This is a genomic window from Gluconacetobacter johannae, assembly GCF_014174305.1.
Classification (GTDB): domain Bacteria; phylum Pseudomonadota; class Alphaproteobacteria; order Acetobacterales; family Acetobacteraceae; genus Gluconacetobacter; species Gluconacetobacter johannae.
The window spans coordinates 47,940-66,503 of sequence record NZ_JABEQH010000006.1 but is presented as its reverse complement, the minus strand read 5'-3'; the positions used below and the strand labels follow the sequence as shown (position 1 = coordinate 66,503).

The 18,564-nt window shown below is 69.0% G+C and carries 12 protein-coding genes; 9 read left to right on the top strand and 3 right to left on the bottom strand.

Annotated features, from left to right (window positions below; genetic code table 11):
• Positions 1-14: 14 nt before the first annotated feature.
• The gene (locus tag HLH21_RS05525; RefSeq protein WP_182942134.1) at positions 15-3,263 is read left to right on the top strand and encodes an AsmA-like C-terminal region-containing protein; all 3,249 of its coding nucleotides are present in this window, start codon (positions 15-17) and stop codon (positions 3,261-3,263) included.
• On the opposite strand, the gene HLH21_RS05520 is transcribed toward HLH21_RS05525, so the two are convergent.
• The 3 genes from HLH21_RS05520 to HLH21_RS05510 all read right to left on the bottom strand — a co-directional run bounded on the left by HLH21_RS05520 (position 3,211) and on the right by HLH21_RS05510 (position 7,250).
• Positions 3,211-4,419 carry a GGDEF domain-containing protein gene (locus HLH21_RS05520; protein ID WP_182942132.1) on the bottom strand — a complete coding sequence of 403 codons (1,209 nt, stop codon included), beginning with the start codon at positions 4,417-4,419 and terminating at the stop codon, positions 3,211-3,213. The two genes, HLH21_RS05525 and HLH21_RS05520, sit on opposite strands and share 53 nt — an antisense overlap.
• Before the next feature lie 71 nt (positions 4,420-4,490).
• On the bottom strand, positions 4,491-5,765 hold the full coding sequence (locus HLH21_RS05515) for an MFS transporter (RefSeq protein ID WP_182942341.1): 1,275 nt from the start codon (positions 5,763-5,765) through the stop codon (positions 4,491-4,493).
• A 150-nt stretch (positions 5,766-5,915) separates the two neighbouring features.
• On the bottom strand, positions 5,916-7,250 hold the full coding sequence (locus HLH21_RS05510; RefSeq protein WP_182942339.1) for a dicarboxylate/amino acid:cation symporter: 1,335 nt from the start codon (positions 7,248-7,250) through the stop codon (positions 5,916-5,918).
• A gap of 219 nt (positions 7,251-7,469) precedes the next feature.
• On the opposite strand from HLH21_RS05510, the gene HLH21_RS05505 reads away from it, so the two are divergent.
• The 8 genes from HLH21_RS05505 to rplA all read left to right on the top strand — a co-directional run bounded on the left by HLH21_RS05505 (position 7,470) and on the right by rplA (position 18,496).
• Positions 7,470-8,780 carry a DNA recombination protein RmuC gene (locus HLH21_RS05505; protein WP_182942130.1) on the top strand — a complete coding sequence of 437 codons (1,311 nt, stop codon included), beginning with the start codon at positions 7,470-7,472 and terminating at the stop codon, positions 8,778-8,780.
• A gap of 51 nt (positions 8,781-8,831) precedes the next feature.
• Positions 8,832-9,575 carry a response regulator transcription factor gene (locus HLH21_RS05500; protein WP_182942337.1) on the top strand — a complete coding sequence of 248 codons (744 nt, stop codon included), beginning with the start codon at positions 8,832-8,834 and terminating at the stop codon, positions 9,573-9,575.
• A complete protein-coding gene (locus HLH21_RS05495; RefSeq protein WP_182942128.1) occupies positions 9,562-10,959 on the top strand; it encodes a sensor histidine kinase in 1,398 nt (465 codons plus the stop codon). Before HLH21_RS05500 ends, HLH21_RS05495 begins: the two co-directional genes overlap by 14 nt.
• 221 nt (positions 10,960-11,180) lie before the next feature.
• Complete coding sequence (locus HLH21_RS05490) at positions 11,181-14,351, top strand: efflux RND transporter permease subunit (RefSeq protein WP_182942125.1); 3,171 nt, start codon at positions 11,181-11,183, stop codon at positions 14,349-14,351.
• The gene (locus HLH21_RS05485; protein ID WP_182942123.1) at positions 14,348-15,631 is read left to right on the top strand and encodes an efflux RND transporter periplasmic adaptor subunit; all 1,284 of its coding nucleotides are present in this window, start codon (positions 14,348-14,350) and stop codon (positions 15,629-15,631) included. The genes HLH21_RS05490 and HLH21_RS05485 overlap by 4 nt, the downstream gene beginning before the upstream one ends.
• Entirely contained in the window at positions 15,628-17,253 is a 1,626-nt protein-coding gene (locus HLH21_RS05480; RefSeq protein ID WP_182942121.1) for an efflux transporter outer membrane subunit, read from the top strand. The genes HLH21_RS05485 and HLH21_RS05480 overlap by 4 nt, the downstream gene beginning before the upstream one ends.
• Positions 17,254-17,361: 108 nt before the next feature.
• Entirely contained in the window at positions 17,362-17,796 is a 435-nt protein-coding gene (gene rplK, locus HLH21_RS05475; protein ID WP_182942119.1) for a 50S ribosomal protein L11, read from the top strand.
• 4 nt (positions 17,797-17,800) lie between these two features.
• Positions 17,801-18,496 carry a 50S ribosomal protein L1 gene (gene rplA, locus HLH21_RS05470; protein WP_182942117.1) on the top strand — a complete coding sequence of 232 codons (696 nt, stop codon included), beginning with the start codon at positions 17,801-17,803 and terminating at the stop codon, positions 18,494-18,496.
• Positions 18,497-18,564: the final 68 nt, after the last annotated feature.

Genomic DNA, 18,564 nt, shown 5'->3' with positions numbered 1-18,564 from the left:
GTACCGTGAACGGCATGGCGACATCGGGTCAAGGCGCGCCGGCCGGCGGTGGCCGGCGCCGGCGCATCCTGCCGATGGTGGCGGGGGCGGTGGCGGCGCTTCCGGTCGTGGGGCTTGCTGTCCTGGGGCTGCGCCTGTCCATGGGGCCGATGGATGTCACGCCGCTGGCCCGGCTGGCCTTGCCGGCGACGATCGTGCCCGGGGACGCGGGGCGTCCGGCGGCGGCCCGGCTGGACGCGGCGCGGGTGCGGATCGGGTGGGACGTCCTGCATGGGGGGCTGGCCGCGCCGGTCGATCTTTCGGCCGACGGACTGCGCCTGCTGCGGGCCGACGGGGTGGTGGCCGACCGGATCGGGTCCGCGCGGGTGGTGCTGGCCGGCGCGGCGCTGGTCCATGGGCGGGTCGCGCCGCTGACGATCGCGTTGTCCGCGGTGCGCCTGGCGCTGCGGCGGCGGGCCGATGGGTCGGTCGCGCTGGATCTGGGGCCGGCCACGCCGCCGGATGACAAAGGGGGCGGCCTGCCGGTGGACCCGGCGCGGATCGGGCGCCTGACGATCGCGGACGGGGTGGTCACGCTGGCGGACGCACGGGCCGGCGGCTGGCGGCTGGACGGCATCGCGGCGGATGTACGGACGGAATGGATGGCGGGCCATCTGGGGCTGACCGGCCGGGCGTCCGTGGGGATATCGGGGCCGGAGGCGGGCGCGCGCGCCGTGGTGCGGGCGGAGGGGCGGCCCGAGGCCGGCGGGGTCGGCTGGCGCGTCTCGGCGACGCCGGTCGCCCTGTCCGCGTTCGCCGCCTTCGCGCCGGCGCTGTCGGCCATCGACCTGCCGCTTGGCCTGGACGGAACGGTGCATCTGCGCGCCGACGGGCCGGGTTGGACGATGCGCCCCGGCACTGCGGAGCTGCGGCTGGATGCCGGGGCCGGTCGCATCGACAGCGGCCAGGGCGGGTACCTGCTGCTGGAGGGCGGCCACGCGCATCTGTCGGCCACGTTCGCCCCGTCGCCCGCCGGACCGCTGGCCGGGCCGGCCACGGTCCGTCTTGAGGAACTGGTGGCGCAACTGCGGGCGCCGGACCATCCGGACCTGCCGGCCAGCGGCCCGGTGCTGCGGGCCGGCGGCGTGCTGGACGCCGCGTCCCTGACCGGGACGGGGCCGGTGCGGATCGCGCTTTCGGCCGGCATTCCGGCCCTGGATTTCGCCACCCTTGGCCAGTACTGGCCGGCCGGGGCGGCGAAGGGCGCGCGGCTGTGGGTGACGCGCAACATCACGCGCGGCGCGGCGTCCGACCTGCATGTCTCGGTCGGGTTGCAGGGGCGCACCGGCTGGCGCGGGCTACGCCTGGTCGCGCTGGGCGGCGGGCTGAACGGATCGGGGCTGGACGTGCACTGGCTGCGGCCGATCGCGCCGATGCACGGGCTGGATGCCAGCCTGGTCTTCGACGGGCCGGATTCGCTGTCGATCGCCTTCGACCATGGGGTCCAGCTGGTGGAGCGCACCGGCCGCAACGTGGATGCGACCGGCACCGGCCGGGTCGCGGTCGGGCCCGGGCACATGCGTATCGACGGCCTGCTGCTGAAGGACCAGGTCGGCGATATCTCGACGACCCTGCGCGGCAATGCCCGCGATGTGCTGGCCCTGCTGGCCGAACCGCGGCTGCACCTGCTGTCGCGTCATCCGCTGGGCTTCAGCCAGCCGTCGGGGCAGGCGCGGATCGGGCTGCATCTGGCCCTGCCCCTGACGGCCCATGTCAAGGTGGCCGAGATCAGGCTGGACACCCATGCCGACATCACCCGCGTCCATCTGGGCAAGGTGGTGCTGGGACGGGGGCTGGATGACGGACGGCTGGCCATCGACGCCACCACCGAAGGGTTGACCCTGCGGGGGAACGGGCGGCTGGGCGGGGTGCCCGCGACGATTTCCTACAGCATGGATTTCCGGACCGGGCCTGCGGTCCGCACGACCGAAAGCGCGCGGGTGCGGGCCCATATCACGCCCGAGGATGCGGCACGCACCGGCCTGACCTTCGGGCAGCGTTTCGAGGGCAGCGCCGAGCTGGACGTCGCGTACGACCGGTTCCCCGGCGGTGCTGGACGGATCGACCTGAACCTGAACCTGGACGACGCCGCCCTGACCATTCCGGTGTGGCGCAAGGCGCGGGGGCAGGCCGCGCATGCGTCGGTGCGGCTGGGCCTCGACCAGGCGCGTCTTTCGTCGGTCGAGGCCATTCGTGCGACGGGGCCGGAGCTGTCGGTCGAGGGGCGGGCGAACGTGACCGACGGGCAGGCCAGTCGCCTGGTGCTGCGGGGGTTCCGCGTCGGCCGGTCGCGGGGCGACGCCACGGTGGGCATTCCCGCCGGGCCGCGCGACCCGATCCGGGTCGCCATCCATGCGCCGGTGCTCGATCTGTCGCCGTTGCTGGCGTCCGACCCGGCGACGTCGAAGGGCGATACCCCCGCCGGCTATCACATGCCCGAGGCCGCGTCGGGGCGGATCCATGGCCCGCCGGGCCGTCGCTGGGTGATCGACGCCGAAGCCGGCACGCTCTATTACAGCGGCGAGGACGCCCTTCAGGGCGTCCGGGCGTATCTGGAGGATAACGGCGTCCGCCTGACGCGGATGCGGTTCTCGATGGCCGGCCCGTCGCCGGCCACGGCGATCCTGACGCCCGAGGCCGACGGCCGGCATCTGTGGGCCAGCGTGCAGGACCTGGGCCGGATCCTGCGCCAGGTCGGCCTGACGGAGCGGTTCAGCGGTGGTCGGACGACCCTTCAGGGGGTGTTCGACGACCGTCAGCCGTCGGCGCCGTTTTCCGGCATGCTGACGATGGACCCCATCATGATGCATAAGGCGCCCGATGCGGTGCGGCTGGCGAACAATGCCTCGATCTATGGCTGGATGCAGGCGCCGCGCGCGGGGGGCTTCCTGGTCGACCGGGTGTCGCTGCCGCTGACGTTCCGCGATGGCATCCTGTCCATCCACGACGGCCAGGCCGGCAACGCGTCGCTGGGCGTCACGCTGCAGGGGGCGGTGGACCTGGATCGCGGGCGGCTGGACCTGAAGGGCACGATCGTGCCGGCCTTCGCGGTCAACGCCATCCCCGGCCATATGCCCGGCGTCGGGCGGCTGCTCAGTCCCGAGAAGGGGGGCGGGCTGCTGGCGGCGACCTTCGTGGTCAGCGGCGCGATGAACGAGCCCGCGCTGCATGTCAATCCGTTCTCAGTCTTCCTGCCTGGCGTGATGCGGCGGCTGGTGCAGTAGGGCGCGACGCCGGGTCGGGTTTCGCGCCGTATCCGCCCGGAACGGTGGGGTCTTCCGTGGGAGGGCCTTCCACGCGGTTGCGGCCCAGGCGTTTGGCGCGGTAGAGCGCCCAGTCGGCAATCGCCATCTGGTCGCCCAGCGGCAGGTCGGGGGTGGCCGGGGTGGCGAGGCCGGCGCTGACGGTTGCCGCGATGTCGTGGGCCCGCGCCGCCGTGGCGAAGGCGATGCGGACGCGTTCGCCATGGGCGCGCAATGCCTCGGGCGAAAGGCCGCTGAAGGCGGCGGCGAATTCCTCGCCGCCGATCCGGCCGAAGACCACGTCCGCGCCGAGCGTGGCCGTGGCGATCCGGCTGAAATGCCGGATGACGTTGTCGCCGGACGCATGTCCGTAGGTATCGTTGATGCGTTTGAAATGGTCGATATCGAACAGCAGCAGGCCGCGTTGCGGCAGGGTTTCGGCGGCCTGCCAGAAGCCCCGCCGGTTCATCACGCCCGTCATGTCGTCGTGAAGGGCCATGGCCCGCGCCTGAAGGACCGCGCGTTCGGCGACCAGCGTCAGCATGAAGCCCGGCCACAGGATGACGTAGGACATCATCTCGAACGGCATGATCGTCGTGGCGACAGACTGCCAGCGGACCAGTTCGGGGAGGGCCGTCAGGACGCCACGGACGGCGCAGCAGGCGATATGAAAGCTGCCGACGACGATCAGCGCCTGGTGCGATTTCGTTTCCCGCGGGACCCGCAGCAACTGGAGAAGGGGCAGGAAAACCAGCGCGCCGACCAGCACCATCGCGGTTTCGACGCGCAGCTCGAACGATCGGCGAAAGGGCGCGGCCGTGCAGAACGTCAGCCACAGCAGTGGCGCCGCCGCGAGGCCCCAGCGGGAAAGCGGACGGCCGTAAAGCCGCATGACCGATTGCCAGAACAGCGCCAGCGCCAGCAGGACGAGGCTGTCTCCGACCGAAATGGCCACAAGCTCGGGGACCGAAGGGCGCATAATCAGCACGGGCATGCCGATCGCGCCGACAAGTGCCCCCAGGCTGAGCAGGCGCAGGGCGGGTTCGGGATGATACCGGCGGACGATGCCGCAGAGAAAGGCGATGAGAAGGCAGAGAAGCGCTATGGTCGGGCCGGGGGGAAACGCGGAAATGGGCATGCAGGCGAAGGTCCGGACCGTTTGATAACACTATAGCCAATCGGCGTGGGTGGGCCAGCGTTCCATCCGGCTCAGGCCGCGTCCTCGGCCTCGATCCGTGTCCGGCTGTCCAGCAGGAACAGGGCCGTCAGCAGCGAACACAGCGCGCAGGCCGATACGTACCAGTAGAACCACTCCTCGTGCCCCGCCTGCTTGCACCATAGCGCGATATATTCGGCCGTTCCCCCGAACAGCGAGACGGTCAGCGCATAGGGGAAGGCGACGCCCAGCGCGCGGACGCGGGTGGGAAACTGCTCGGCCTTCACCACCGCGTTGATCGAGGTGTACGTCGACACCGCCATCAGCGCCAGCGTGACCAGCGCGAAGGCCGGCAGGATGCCCCGGGCGCCGGACAGCGCGTGCATCAGCGGCACCGTGCCGAACGTGCCCAGCACCCCGAACGCGATCAGCAGCACGCGGCGCCCCACCCGGTCGGACAGTGCGCCGAACGCCGGTTGGGCCAGCGCGAAGACCAGCAGCGCGGTGGCGGACACCAGGGTCGATTGCTCGCGCGACAGGCCGACCGTGTTGACCAGGTATTTCTGCATGTAGATCGTGTAGGTGTAGAACGACACCGTGCCGCCCAGGGTCAGGCCGCAGACCGTCAGGATCTCGCGCCGGTAGCGCGACAGGATTTTCAGGCCGCCTTTCTCGCCGGACGCGCGGGCGCGGGTGAATTGCGCGCTTTCATGCATCGACCGGCGGAACCAGAAGACCGAGACCGACAGCAGGGCGCCGATGCCGAACGGCACGCGCCAGCCCCAGTCGCTGATCTGGGCCGGCGTCAGCAGGACGAACTGCATGACCAGAAGGACGACCAGCGCCAGCAGTTGCCCCATGACCAGCGTCACGTACTGGAAGCTGGAATAGAATCCGCGATGGGCCGCCGGCGCGACCTCGGACAGGTAGGTGGCGCTGGCGCCGTATTCCCCGCCCAGGCTGACCCCCTGGATCAGCCGCGCCACGACCAGGACGATCGGGGCGGCGACCCCGATCCGGTCATAGCCCGGGCAGACGACGATCATCGCCGACCCCGCGCACATCGCCAGGATGGAGACGCTCAGCGCCGTGCGCCGGCCGTAGCGGTCGGCCAGGATGCCCATCAGCCACCCGCCGATCGGCCGCATCAGGAAGCCCACGGCGAAGATCGCGGCGGTGTTGAGCAACTGCGCGGTCATGTCGCCCTGGGGGAAGAAGGCCCGGGCGAAATAGAGCGAAAACGCCGAATAGACGTACCAGTCGTAATATTCGATCAGATTGCCCGACGACCCCGCCACGATGCCGCGCAGGCGCTGCGCCGTCGTCATGAAGGGGGTGTCGGAAAGACTGGGCGTCGGGGCTGAATCCATGGATGCGGTCCGTCTGGGGGGTGCGCCGACGGGGCGCCCCTGTGTCTGTGAAGCGGCGTTGGTCCGAAGGCGCCACGGCGCGCGGGACGGGTGATTTCGTTCCGGGTATCAGACGGATGCCGCTTGTGTCGACCGCGTTATGCCGGCGTTCGGCGGGGGCGTGCGACGGCCCGACAGCGCGTGCGCGAGCATCGGGCCGTCCAGTTCGTTTTCCCAGCGGGCCAGCACGATGGCGGCGACGGCGTTGCCCACGATGTTCGTCAGCGACCGGCATTCGGACATGAAACGGTCCACGCCCAGGATCAGCGCCATGCCGCCGACCGGCACGTCGGGCACCACGGCCAGCGTCGCCGCCAGGGTGATGAAGCCCGCGCCGGTCACCCCCGCCGCGCCCTTGGAACTTATCATCGCCACCAGCAGCAGGGCGACCTGCTGCCCCAGTCCCAGATGCACCCCCGTGGCCTGCGCGATGAACAGGGCGGCGAGCGACATGTAGATGTTGGTGCCGTCGAGGTTGAAGGAATATCCCATCGGCACCACCAGACCCACGACGGAAGGGGCGCATCCGGCGGCCTCCAGCTTCGACATCAGGGTCGGCAGCGCGGATTCCGACGAACTGGTGCCCAGCACGATCAGCAGTTCCTCACGCAGATAGGCCAGCAGCGGCAGGATCCGGAACCCGTTGTAGCGCGCGACGCCGCCCAGGATCACCAGCACGAACAGCGCCGACGTGGCGTAGAACGTGCCCACCAGCAGGGCCAGGTCGATGACCGAGCCGATGCCGAACCGCCCGATGGTGAACGCCATGGCGCCGAAGGCCCCGATGGGGGCGGCCAGCATCACCAGCCGGACGACGCCGAAGACCAGTTCGGTCAACTGGCGGAACAGGTCCAGCACCGCCTGGCCCCGCGCGCCCATGCGCGACAGGCTGATGCTGAACAGGATGGCGATCAGCAGCACCTGGAGGATCTCGCCCGAGGTGAAGGCGCTGACGGTGGTGTCGGGGATGATGTGCAGCACGAACAGGCTGAAGGAATGGTCGTGCGCCTTCGCCGCGTACTCCGCCACCGCGCGGCTGTCCAGCGCGGCCGGATCGACATGCAGGCCGGCCCCCGGACGGACGATATTGGCCACGACCATGCCGACCACCAGCGCCAGGGTCGAGAACGCCAGGAAATACAGCATCGCCTTGCCGGCCAGCCGCCCGGCGCGGCCCAGGTCCGACAGGCCGGCGACGCCCGTCACCACGGTCAGGAAGATGACCGGCGAGATCACCATCTTGACCAGCCGGATGAACCCGTCGCCCAGGGGCTTCATCTGCGCGCCCGTCGCGGGCCAGAAATGGCCCAGCAGGATTCCGGCCACCACGCCGACGATCACCTGGACATACAGGCTGCGATAAAGGGGCTTCGGGGCGTCGTCCGGCGTGCTGGACAGGTGCATGGCGATGGTCTTCCCCTGGGGCGGTCCTGTCGTCCCGCCCCCGTCGGCATGGGGGCGGGGCGGTGGCCCGCTCATGCCGTTCGGCCGTTACACGGCGCGTATCCGACCTTGATAGCATCACGCGGCGGGTTGCCAAAGTGCCGGGGGCGGAGTTTACCCGCCCGGTATCCGCGCCATGGACGGGCGGCGGATCACACCTGCGGGAGAAAGGGGAAGGCGATGCCGGAGGCGTTCGGATCCGGGGCGGCCGGGCTGCAACTGGGGCTGCTGGTCCTGGTCGCCGCCGGGGTGCTGTCGGCGGCCCTGCTGTTGCGTCGTCGCGCGGGTGGCGGCCGTGAGGACGGCGAGGCCGACCTGCTGGCGCGGATGTACGTCATGCTGGAGCGCGAGGGCGCCGCCCGCATGGCCGACGGCGAGGCCCTGCGCGCGCGCCTGACGGACATCGAGCGCGTGCTGGCCGCGCGGCTGGAGCAGGGACGGATGGAGACGGCGGACCGGCTGGGCGCCATCGCGCAATCGGTCGGCCGCGAACTGGCCGAGGCCCGGGTCGGCCAGGCCGAAGCCCTGCGCGACATGGCCGAGGCCAGCGCCCGCCAGACCGAGGCGATCCGCGCCGCCGTCGACGAACGCCTGCACGAGGCCGTGGAGCGCCAGATGCAGACCTCGTTCCAGCGGGTGCTGGAACAGTTCGGCGCGATGCAGAAGGCGATGGGCGAGGTCACGGCGATGACGGCGCAGATCGGCGACCTCAAGCGCCTGTTTTCCAACGTCAAGACGCGCGGCGGCTGGGGCGAGGCGCAGTTGCGCGCCATCCTGGAGGACGTGCTGCCGGCGGGGGCTTACCTGGCCAACTGCCGCCTGCGCGAGGGCAGCGCGGAAGTGGTGGAATTCGCGGTGCGGATGCCGGTCAAGGCGACGACGCCGCCGCTTCTGGCCATCGATTCGAAATTCCCGACCGAGGCGTACGAACGCCTGCTGGACGCGGTGGAGCGGGTGGACCCCCAGGCCGAGCGCGCCGCGCGGCGTGCGCTGGACACCACCCTGCGGATCGAGGCGCGGAAGATCGCGTCGAAATACATCGTCCCGCCGGTGACGGTGGAATTCGCCGTGCTGTATCTGCCCACCGACGGGCTGTATGCCGAGGTGGCGCGCAGCCCCGGGCTGCTGGACGAAATCGGGCGGACCTGCCGGGTGATCGTCATGGGGCCGGGGCTGCTGCCGGCCCTGCTGCGGACGATCCATCTGGGGTATGTTACCCTGGCGCTGGAGGAGCGCACCGACGGCATCGCCCGCCTGCTGGGCGCGACCCGGCAGGAGATGATCAAGATGGACGGCGTGCTGGAAAAGCTGGCGCGCAACGCATCGACCATGTCTTCGTCGATCGACGAGGCCCGGTACAGGACTCGGGCGGTGGCCCGGCAACTGCGTGGCCTGGACGGCATCGGGGCGGTGCCGGAGGACGCCGGATCGTCGGACGCGACGGCCGACCTGCCCCTGGGCGGGGCGGAGGACGGCGCGCCGGGGCGGTGAAACGGAATTTAATGGCGGAGGACAGGGGGTAAGGCCATGTCTGTGCGGACCATGAACGCTTCTTCCAGGTCAGATCAGGACGACGTCGAGACGGAATCGGGCGCCGGCAAGGCGGCCGGACCCCGTGTCCTGCTTGTGGAGGATGACGGCAAGATCGCCCAGGAAGTCGCCGAGGAACTGGAAAGCCGTGGCTTTCGGGTCCAGCACGCGGCGACCGGGCCGGACGGCCTGTCGATCGGCGTCGCGGGGGGATTCGACGTGATGATCGTCGATCGCATGCTGCCCGAGATGGACGGGCTGACCCTGATCGAAACCCTGCGCGAACGGCAGGTCGCCACCCCTGTGCTGGTGCTGTCCGCCCTGTCGGCGGTCGATGACCGGGTCAGCGGGCTGAAGGCCGGCGGCGACGACTACCTGACCAAGCCCTTCGCGATGGAGGAACTGGCCGCGCGGCTGGAGGCGCTGATGCGCCGGCCCAACAACACGCGCGAGACGATGCTGCGCGTGGGCCCGCTGACCATGGACCTGATCGAGCGCACGGTGATCCGCGACGGGGTGGAGATCGAGCTGCTGCCGCGCGAATTCCGGCTGCTGGAATATCTCATGCGGCGGCCGAACCAGGTGCTGACGCGCAACATGCTGCTGGAGGATGTGTGGAATTACCGCTTCATCCCGCAGACTAACCTGGTGGACGTGCATATCGGCAAGCTGCGCCGCAAGATCGACGAGCCCGGCGGGCCGCCGCTGATCCAGAGCATCCGCGGCACGGGGTTCATGCTGCGTGCTTCTGAGTGAAGTCTTCCGGACGGCGACCTTCCGCCTGACGCTGGCGGTGGTCGCGGCCATGATCGGCACGGCGGCGCTGCAGTTCTCGCTGGGCTACAGCCAGACCAAGACGTTCGAGTTCCGGCGGTCGGACGCCCTGCTGCACCGTGAGGCCGACCTGCTGTCGCGTGAAACCGCGCAGGACCTGGAGCACAAGATCCGCGAGCGCGCGACCGACGACCTGCGCGTCGTCATCAACGAGGCCGGGCTGTTCGACATGTCGCATCGCTATGTCGCCGGCGACCTGCGCGTGTGGCCGAAGGGGCTGTACGCCGACGGGCGGGTGCACGAGCTGACGGTCTGGCCGACCGAGGACGCCCCCTATGTCCTGCGTATCCTGGCCATTCCGGTGGGCGGCGAGCGGATTCTGGTGCTTGCGCGCGGGCTGCACATGCTGGACGAACTGCGGCTGATGATGCGGCATTCGCTGCTGGTGTCGATCGTGCCGACGGTGCTGTTCGCGCTGATGACCGGCATCGTGCTCAGCCACCGGGCGCTGGCGCGGGTCACGGTGATGCATGAGGCGATCGACCGCATCATGGAGGGCGACATGCACGAACGCCTGCCCTCGGGGCGCGGGCGGGACGAGATGCAGCGCCTGGCCGGCAGTGTGAACCGCATGCTCGATCGGCTGGAACATCTGATGGACGAAATCCGCGATGTCGGGAACGACATCGCGCATGACCTGCGTACGCCGCTGGCGCGCGTGCGCGCGCGGCTGGATCGCGCCCTGGGCGGCAGGCTGTCGGCCGACGACCTGCGCGCGGTCGTCGGGCGAGCGATCGACGATCTCGACCAATGCTTCTCGATCATAACAGCCCTGCTGCGGATAGGGGAGATCGACAACGCGCGCCGCCGGGTCGGTTTCGCAGTCGTTGAGCTGAACGAGATCGCGGCGGATATCGTCGATCTCTACGAACCGATTGCCGAGGCCAAGCAGATCCGCCTCGACCTTCTGCCCTCCACGGGGCCGGTTCCGGTCTATGGCGACCGCGACCTGCTGATCGAGGTTCTGGCCAACCTTATCGACAACGCCATCAAATTTACCGATCCCGGTGGCGAGGTGACGCTGGCGACGGTGCGGCAGGGCGACGGCGCGCGGCTGGAGATCGCGGATACCGGCATCGGCATCCTGCCGGAGGAACGCCAGGCGGTGCTCAACCGGTTCTATCGTTCGGACAAGAGCCGGCATGTGCCGGGCAGCGGCCTGGGCCTCAGTCTTGTCTCGGCCATCCTGCGGCTGCACAATGCGACTTTGACGATATCCGAGACCAGGAAACAGGATATCCGCCCTGGTGCATTGTTCGGCGTCGTCTTCCCTTCGACTCCACCGACGGCGCCGGCCGCGACCTGATCGGGCGGGCAGGGGCCATCCGGCGCGGCCGGCCGCATTGCCAAAGGCGGTTTCTAAATGGAAATTTCATTGGCTTGTCGCGGAGGCGTGATAACGAGACTGCCGAAGACGCGGGGGAGATCGACGATGCACACACGCGGACAGCTGGGTCCGGTCCCGATACGCACCGGGGCGCCGGCCCCTTCGGGGGGCGCCTGTGCGCGTGACGGTTCGTCCCGCGCATGAATTCCATCGTCGTCACCGCCCTCAAGCGGCCCTACACCTTCGTCGTCCTTTCGATCCTGATCGTGGTCTTCGGCGTCCGGTCCATCGTCCAGACGCCGACGGACGTCTTCCCCAGCATCAAGATTCCGGTCGTCGCGATCGTCTGGGGCTATACCGGCCTGATGCCCGAGGACATGTCAGGCCGCGTGATCTATTATTACGAGCGCGCGCTGACCGCCACGGTCAACAATATCGAGCATATCGAAAGCCAGTCCTATTACGGGCGCGGCATCGTCAAGGTGTTCTTCCAGCCCGGCACGGACACCGCGGTCGCGCAGACGCAGATCACCTCGGTGTCGCAGACGGTCATCAAGCAGATGCCGGCGGGCATGACGCCGCCGCTGGTGCTGACCTACAACGCGTCCTCGGTGCCGGTGCTCACGCTCCAGGTCTCGTCGGATTCGATGACGGCGTCGCAGATCTACGACATGTCGTCCAACCTGATCCGCCCGGCCCTGGTCTCGGTCGCGGGCGCCGCGATCCCCAACCCGTACGGCGGGCAGCCGGGCAATATCATGGTCGATCTCGACCAGGCCAAGCTGCTGGCCCACGGATTGTCGGCCACCGACATCGGCGCCGCCCTGGGGCGGCAGAACATCGTCCTGCCTGCCGGCGACCAGCAGATCGGCGCGTTCGACTTCATGGTGCAGACCAACGCGACCCCGCGTGAAATCGACGCGTTCAACGGCATCCCGGTCAAGCAGGACGGCAATTCGGTCGTGTATCTGCGCGACGTCGCCTGGGTGCACGCGGGCGGGCCGCCGCAGACCAACATGGTGCTGGTCAGGGGGCACCAGGCCGTGCTGATCGTCATCATGAAAAGCGGTGACGCCTCGACGCTGTCGGTGGTCAGCGGGGTCAAGGCGCTGCTGCCGTCGATCGTCCAGACGCTGCCGCCGGGGGTGCAGATCCGGGTCCTGAACGATGCCTCGACCTTCGTGAAGGAGGCCGTGCGCGACGTGGTGCAGGAAATGGGCACGGCCGCCCTGCTGACCAGCCTGGTGGTGCTGTTGTTCCTGGGGTCTTGGCGCTCGACGGTGATTATCGCGACGTCGATCCCGCTGGCGATGCTGTGCTCGGTGATCGGGCTGGGCTGGGCGGGGCAGACCATCAACGTCATGACCCTGGGGGGGCTGGCGCTGGCGGTCGGCATCCTGGTCGATGACGCCACCGTCATGATCGAGAATATCGACGCGCATCTGGAAATGGAAAAGGACCTGGAGACCGCGATCATCGACGCGGCGAACCAGATCGTGATCCCCACCTTCGTCTCGACGCTGTGCATCTGTATCGTGTGGATGCCGCTGTTCCAGCTGACCGGCGTGGCCGGCTGGCTGTTCATGCCGATGGCCGAGGCGATCATCTTCGCCATGATCGCGTCCTTCATCCTGTCGCGCACCCTGGTGCCGACCATGGCGAAATACATGCTGGCGGCCCAGGTGGCGGCCCATGCCGACCCGCACGCGGCCGACCGGCCGCGCGGGTTCTTCGGTCGCTTCCAGCAGGGGTTCGAACGGGGTTTCACCGCGTTCCGCATCGGCTATCGCGACCTGCTGGCGCATCTGGTGGCGACGCGGGGGCGTTTCATTCCGGTGTTTCTGGCCTGCGCGGTCGCCTCGATGGGGCTGATCTTCTTCGTCGGGCAGGATTTCTTCCCCGAGATCAATTCGAACACGCTGGCGATCCACATGCGCGCGCGTCTGGGCACCAAGCTGAACGAGGCCGGCAAGATCTCGATGCTGGTCAGCCAGGATATCTCGCGCCTGCTGCCGGGCCAGGTCGATGACATCGTATCGAACTGCGGCCTGCCGTTCAGCGGCCTGAACCAGGCGTTCATTCCCACGCCCACCGTCGGCACGCAGGACTGCGACCTGACGGTGACGCTGAAGAACGACGAAGCGCCGGTCGCCGAATATCGCGACATCCTGCGGCGCGGGCTGGCCGAGCATTTTCCGGGAACCGAAATCACCTTCATGCCGGCCGACCTGACGGCGAAGATCCTGAATTTCGGTCTGCCCTCGCCGATCGACGTGCAGATATCCGGCCGCAACTTGGCGGATAATTTCGCCTTCGCCCAGCATCTGGCGGCGCGGCTGCGCCATGTGACCGGCATCGCCGACGTCACGGTGCAGGAGCCGATGAACACGCCGACCCTGCGGGTGAATGCGCGACGCACCTACGCGCTGGGCACCGGCCTGACCGAGGCCGACATCGCGAACAACGCGCTGGCCACCCTGTCGGGCAGCGGCCAGGTCTCGCCCACCTACTGGCTGGACCCGGCGACCGGGGTGTCGCATCTGGTCGATATCCAGACGCCGCTGCAATTCCTGCAGACGATGAACGACCTGGAGACCATCCCCATCGATCGCGGCGACGGCAACCCCCGCGGCACCACGCCGCAGATCCTGGGCGGCCTCAGCGACATCGTGCAGACCGGCACGCCGGGCGAGGTGTCCCATTACAACATCATGCCGGTCTTCAACATCTATGCGGCGAACGAAGGGCTGGACCTGGGCACCGTCTCGCGCGAGGTCAACCGCGTGGTGGATGCGGCCCGCCATGACCTGCCCCGGGGCGCCACCCTGGTGGTGCGCGGCCAGGCGGTGACGATGAACAATGCCTACTGGCAGCTCGGCCTGGGCCTGGCGATGTCGGTGCTGCTGGTCTACCTCATCATCGTCGTGAATTTTCAGTCGTGGCTGGACCCGTTCATCATCATCACCGCCCTGCCGGGCGCGCTGGCGGGCATCGCCTGGGCGCTGTTCGTGACGCACACCACGCTGTCGGTGCCGGCGCTGACCGGGGCGATCATGTGCATGGGCACGGCGACCGCGAATTCGATCCTGGTCGTGTCCTTCGCCCGTGAACGGATGGAGGTGCATGGCGACGCCGTCCGTGCCGCCATCGAGGCGGGGTACGAACGTATCCGGCCGGTGCTGATGACGGCGTCGGCGATGATAATCGGCATGCTGCCGATGTCCCTGAGCAATTCGCAGAACGCGCCGCTGGGCCGCGCCGTGATGGGTGGCCTGGCGGTCGCGACGGTTGCGACGCTGCTGTTCGTGCCGTGCGTCTTTGCCCTGCTGCATTCCCGAAAACACCGTACCGCCGAAGGAGAACGTGCATGAGCGGCGTAGGACAGGCCCGCGGGCGCGCAATGTCGGGGCGCGGGAAGCTCCTGGCCGGGGTCGGCGTCGCCATTCTGGTGGTGGTCGTCGGCGGCGGGATCCTGGAGCGGCGGCTGCATGTCGCCGCCCTGCGGCACGATACCGCGGATGCCGCGATTCCACGCGTGCAGCTGATCTCGCCCAGCCACGGGCCCAGCGTCCGGACGCTGGACCTGCCGGGCAACATCTCGGCCTGGTACCAGGCGCCGATCTATGCCCAGGTCTCGGGCTACGTGCACATGTGGTACAAGGATATCGGCGCGGTGGTGAAGGCCGGCGACGTGCTGGCCACGATCGACACGCCGGGGGTGGACGCGCAGTACGCGGCGTCCAAGGCCAATTTCGACGTGGCCATGGCGCGCTACAAGCTGGCGCAGATCACCGCCCGCCGCTGGAAGGCCCTGCAGGGGACCCAGGCGGTGTCGCAGCAGGAAGTAGACGTCCAGGCCGCCAACGCCGAGGCCGAGCAGGCGCAGGTCGAAGCCGCACGGCACCAGGTCTCGCGCTACGCCGCGCTGATCGGCTTCAAGCAGATCGTGGCGCCGTTCGATGGCGTGGTGACGTCGCGCCTGGCCGACGTGGGCGATTATGTGAACGCGGGCGGCGGCGACGTGTCGTCGCGTGGGAACGCCACCGAGCTGTTCAGCGTGGCCGACGTGCACCGGATGCGTATCTTTGTCTCGGTGCCGCAGGATTACGCCGACATCATCAGCCCCAAGCTGATGGCGGACCTGACGGTTCCGCAATATCCCGGCCGCGTCTTCAAGGCGCAGTTCCTGGCCACCGCCGGCGCCTTCAACCTCAGCACCCGCACCGTCACCACCGAGCTGACGGTGGACAACGACCAGCGCGAGCTGTGGCCGGATTCCTACGCCACCGTCCATTTCCGCGCGCCGGGCGATCCGTCCATCCTGATCGTGCCGGAAGGTGCGCTGATCTTCCGCGGCCAGGGCATGCAGGTGGCGCTGGTGGACGAGCATAACCGCATCCGCCTGCAGAATGTCGTCGTCGGCACCAACCTGGGCACCAGCGTGCAGATCCGCAGCGGGCTGAAGGCGACGGACCGGATCGTGAACAACCCGTCCGCCGGCCTTCTGGAAGGGCAGGAGGTCAAGGTGGTGGACCCGACGCCGGGCTACAACACGCCGTCGGACGCCGCGCATCCTGCCGCCCAGAATGACGATACGCGGGCCATGCCCGCCGATGCGGGCGGGTCGGAGGAGGCCGGAGCGCAGCAATGACCAGCTCCGCCCTTTCCCACGCCGCCGCCCGACGTCCGTCCTCCCGCCGCGCGGGATTGCGCGCCTGCGCCCTGGCGCTGCTGGGCGGCCTGGCGTCGTGCGACATGGCGCCGGCCTATCGTCCGACGCACCTGCTGTTTCCCGACGACTGGAAGGGCGACGGCATCATGCGCTTCGCGGCGCCCCAGGACGCCGCGCTGCGCGGCGACTGGTGGACCGCGTTCGGCGACCCCGTGCTGAACCGGCTGGAAGACCAGGCGAATCGCACCAATCCCGATCTTCAGGTCGCCGCCGAGACCTTCACCCAGGCCCGCGACATGGCGGCCGAGGCCCGGGCCGGCCTGTACCCGCAGGTCGCCGGCCAGGCGTCCATGAGCAAGAACAAGGGTTCGGCCCATCGCCTGTGGCGTGGCGCCGGTTCGACCGGCCCGACCTACATGTCGTCCGAACAATATGGCGGCACTGCCTCGTGGGAGCCGGATTTCTGGTCGTCGATCCGCAACCAGGTGCGGATGCGGCGGCAGTTGGCGCAGCAACGCGCCGCCGACTACGCGCTGATGCGGCTCAGCCTGGATGCCGAGTTGGCCAGCGACTACATGGCGTTGCGCGGACTGGACGTGCAGGACGCGGTCTATCGCGACTCGATCCGCACGTACGAACTGGCGGTGCAGATCACGCGGCTGCGTCAGGCCGGGGCGATCGCGGCGGGGCTGGACGTCGCGCGGGCGCAGAACCAGCTTTACGCCACCCAGGCGCAGGATACCGACCTGCTGGCCCGGCGCGCGGTGCTGGAACATGCGATCGCCGTGCTGGTGAACGTCTCGCCATCGGCCTTCCATATCGAACCGGTGGACACCCTGCATTTCCCCGAGATCGCCATACCGGCCGGCGTGCCCTCGACCCTGCTGGAGCGGCGGCCCGACGTCGCGGGGGCCGAGCGCGAGATGGCGCAGGCCAACCGGGCCATCGGCGTGTCGCGGGCGGCGTTCTATCCGCACGTCACCTTCAGCGCCATGACCGGGTTCATGGACAACGGCTTTTCGCTGGCCGACCTGTCCAACAGCATGTACGCCTACGCCGCCCAGGCGGTGCTGCCGCTGTTCCAGGGTGGGCTGCGCCGGGCGGAGCTGCAGCGGACCTGGTCGCAGTACCGCCAGGCCGAGGATAATTATCGCAACGCCGTCCTGTCCGCCTTCCAGGATGTCGAGGACGGGCTGACCCTGACCGGCCGCCTGCGCGTCGAGCAGCAGCAGCAGGAGGAGGCCGTGAAGGCCGCCCTGCGTACCCAGAACATGACCATGACGCTTTATACCGGCGGGCTGACCAACTACCTGGACGTGGTGGTGGCGCAGATCGCCGCCCTGACCGCCCGGATTGCCGAGGTTCAGGTGGAAACCCGGCGCCTGCAGGCCAATGTGACCCTGATCCGCGCGCTGGGCGGCGGCTGGTCGCGCAGCCAGTTGCCGGATGCGAAGTCGATCATGCCGTTCGCGCCGCTGCAATATGACGGATTGCGGACGCCGAAGACAATCGGCGGCATCGCGGCAGGCACCCTGCCGGAACAGTCCGACCTGACCGGCGCCGCCCTGCGCGGGCCGGGGTTGACACCGCCGGGCAAATAGGGTTAGGGACCCGCCTCCTACGGAACGCGGGAGACCGCTGCCGCCGCCCCCGGGCGGCGGGCGGCCGCCTGAACCGCGGTCCGGGTGAAACAGTCAGGAGACCCGGATATGGCCAAGAAGATCGTTGGCTACATCAAGTTGCAAATTCCCGCCGGCAAGGCGAATCCGTCCCCGCCGGTCGGCCCGGCGCTGGGTCAGCGCGGCCTGAACATCATGCAGTTCTGCAAGGAGTTCAACGCCAAGACCCAGGGTCTGGAACCCGGCATGCCGATCCCGGTGGTCATCACCGCGTTCGCCGACCGGACGTTCACGTTCATCACGAAGACCCCGCCGAACACCTACTTCCTCATGAAGGCCGCCAACATCAAGAAGGGCAGCTCGACCGTGGGCAAGTCCGCGGCCGTCGGCAGCGTCACGATGGCGCAGCTGCGCGAGATCGCGGAACAGAAGAAGCAGGACATGAATGCCAACGATCTGGACGGGGCCGTGCGTATGCTGATCGGCTCGGCCCGGGCGATGGGCCTTACGGTGGTGGAGGGCTGATTCCATGGCGAAGAACAAGCGTCTGGCGGCCGTGCGCGCCACGATCGATCGTAACAAGCAGTACAGCCTGGACGAGGCCATCGGCCTGGTGAAGCAGGGCGCGACCGCCAAGTTCGACGAGACGATCGAGATCTCGCTGAACCTGGGCATCGACCCGCGCCATGCCGACCAGATGGTCCGTGGCCTGCTGTCCCTGCCGAACGGCACGGGCAAGACGCTGCGCGTCGGCGTGTTCGCCCGCGGCGCGAAGGCCGAGGAGGCGCTGGCCGCCGGCGCCGATGTCGTCGGCGCCGATGACCTGGCCGAGAAGGTGCAGGCTGGTGAAATCGCGTTCGATCGCTGCATCGCGACCCCGGACATGATGGCCCTGGTCGGTCGCCTGGGCAAGATCCTGGGTCCGCGCGGCCTGATGCCGAACCCCAAGCTCGGCACCGTGACCATGGACGTCAAGGGCGCCGTCACGGCGGCCAAGTCCGGCCAGGTCGAGTACCGCGCCGAAAAGGCCGGCATCATCCATGCCGGCATCGGCAAGGCGTCGTTCGACGGCGACAAGCTGGCCGAGAACATCCGCGCGTTCGTCGATGCGGTGCAGAAGGCCAAGCCGTCGGGCGCCAAGGGCACCTATCTGCGGAAGGCCGCCCTGTCCTCGACCATGGGGGCGGGTATCCGCGTCGACGTGTCCGCCTTCTCGGCGGGCTGATCGCACCAGAGATGACGCCGCGCCCCTGTCCCCAGGGCGCGCGGCGGACAGGAGGCGGGGCGCACTTC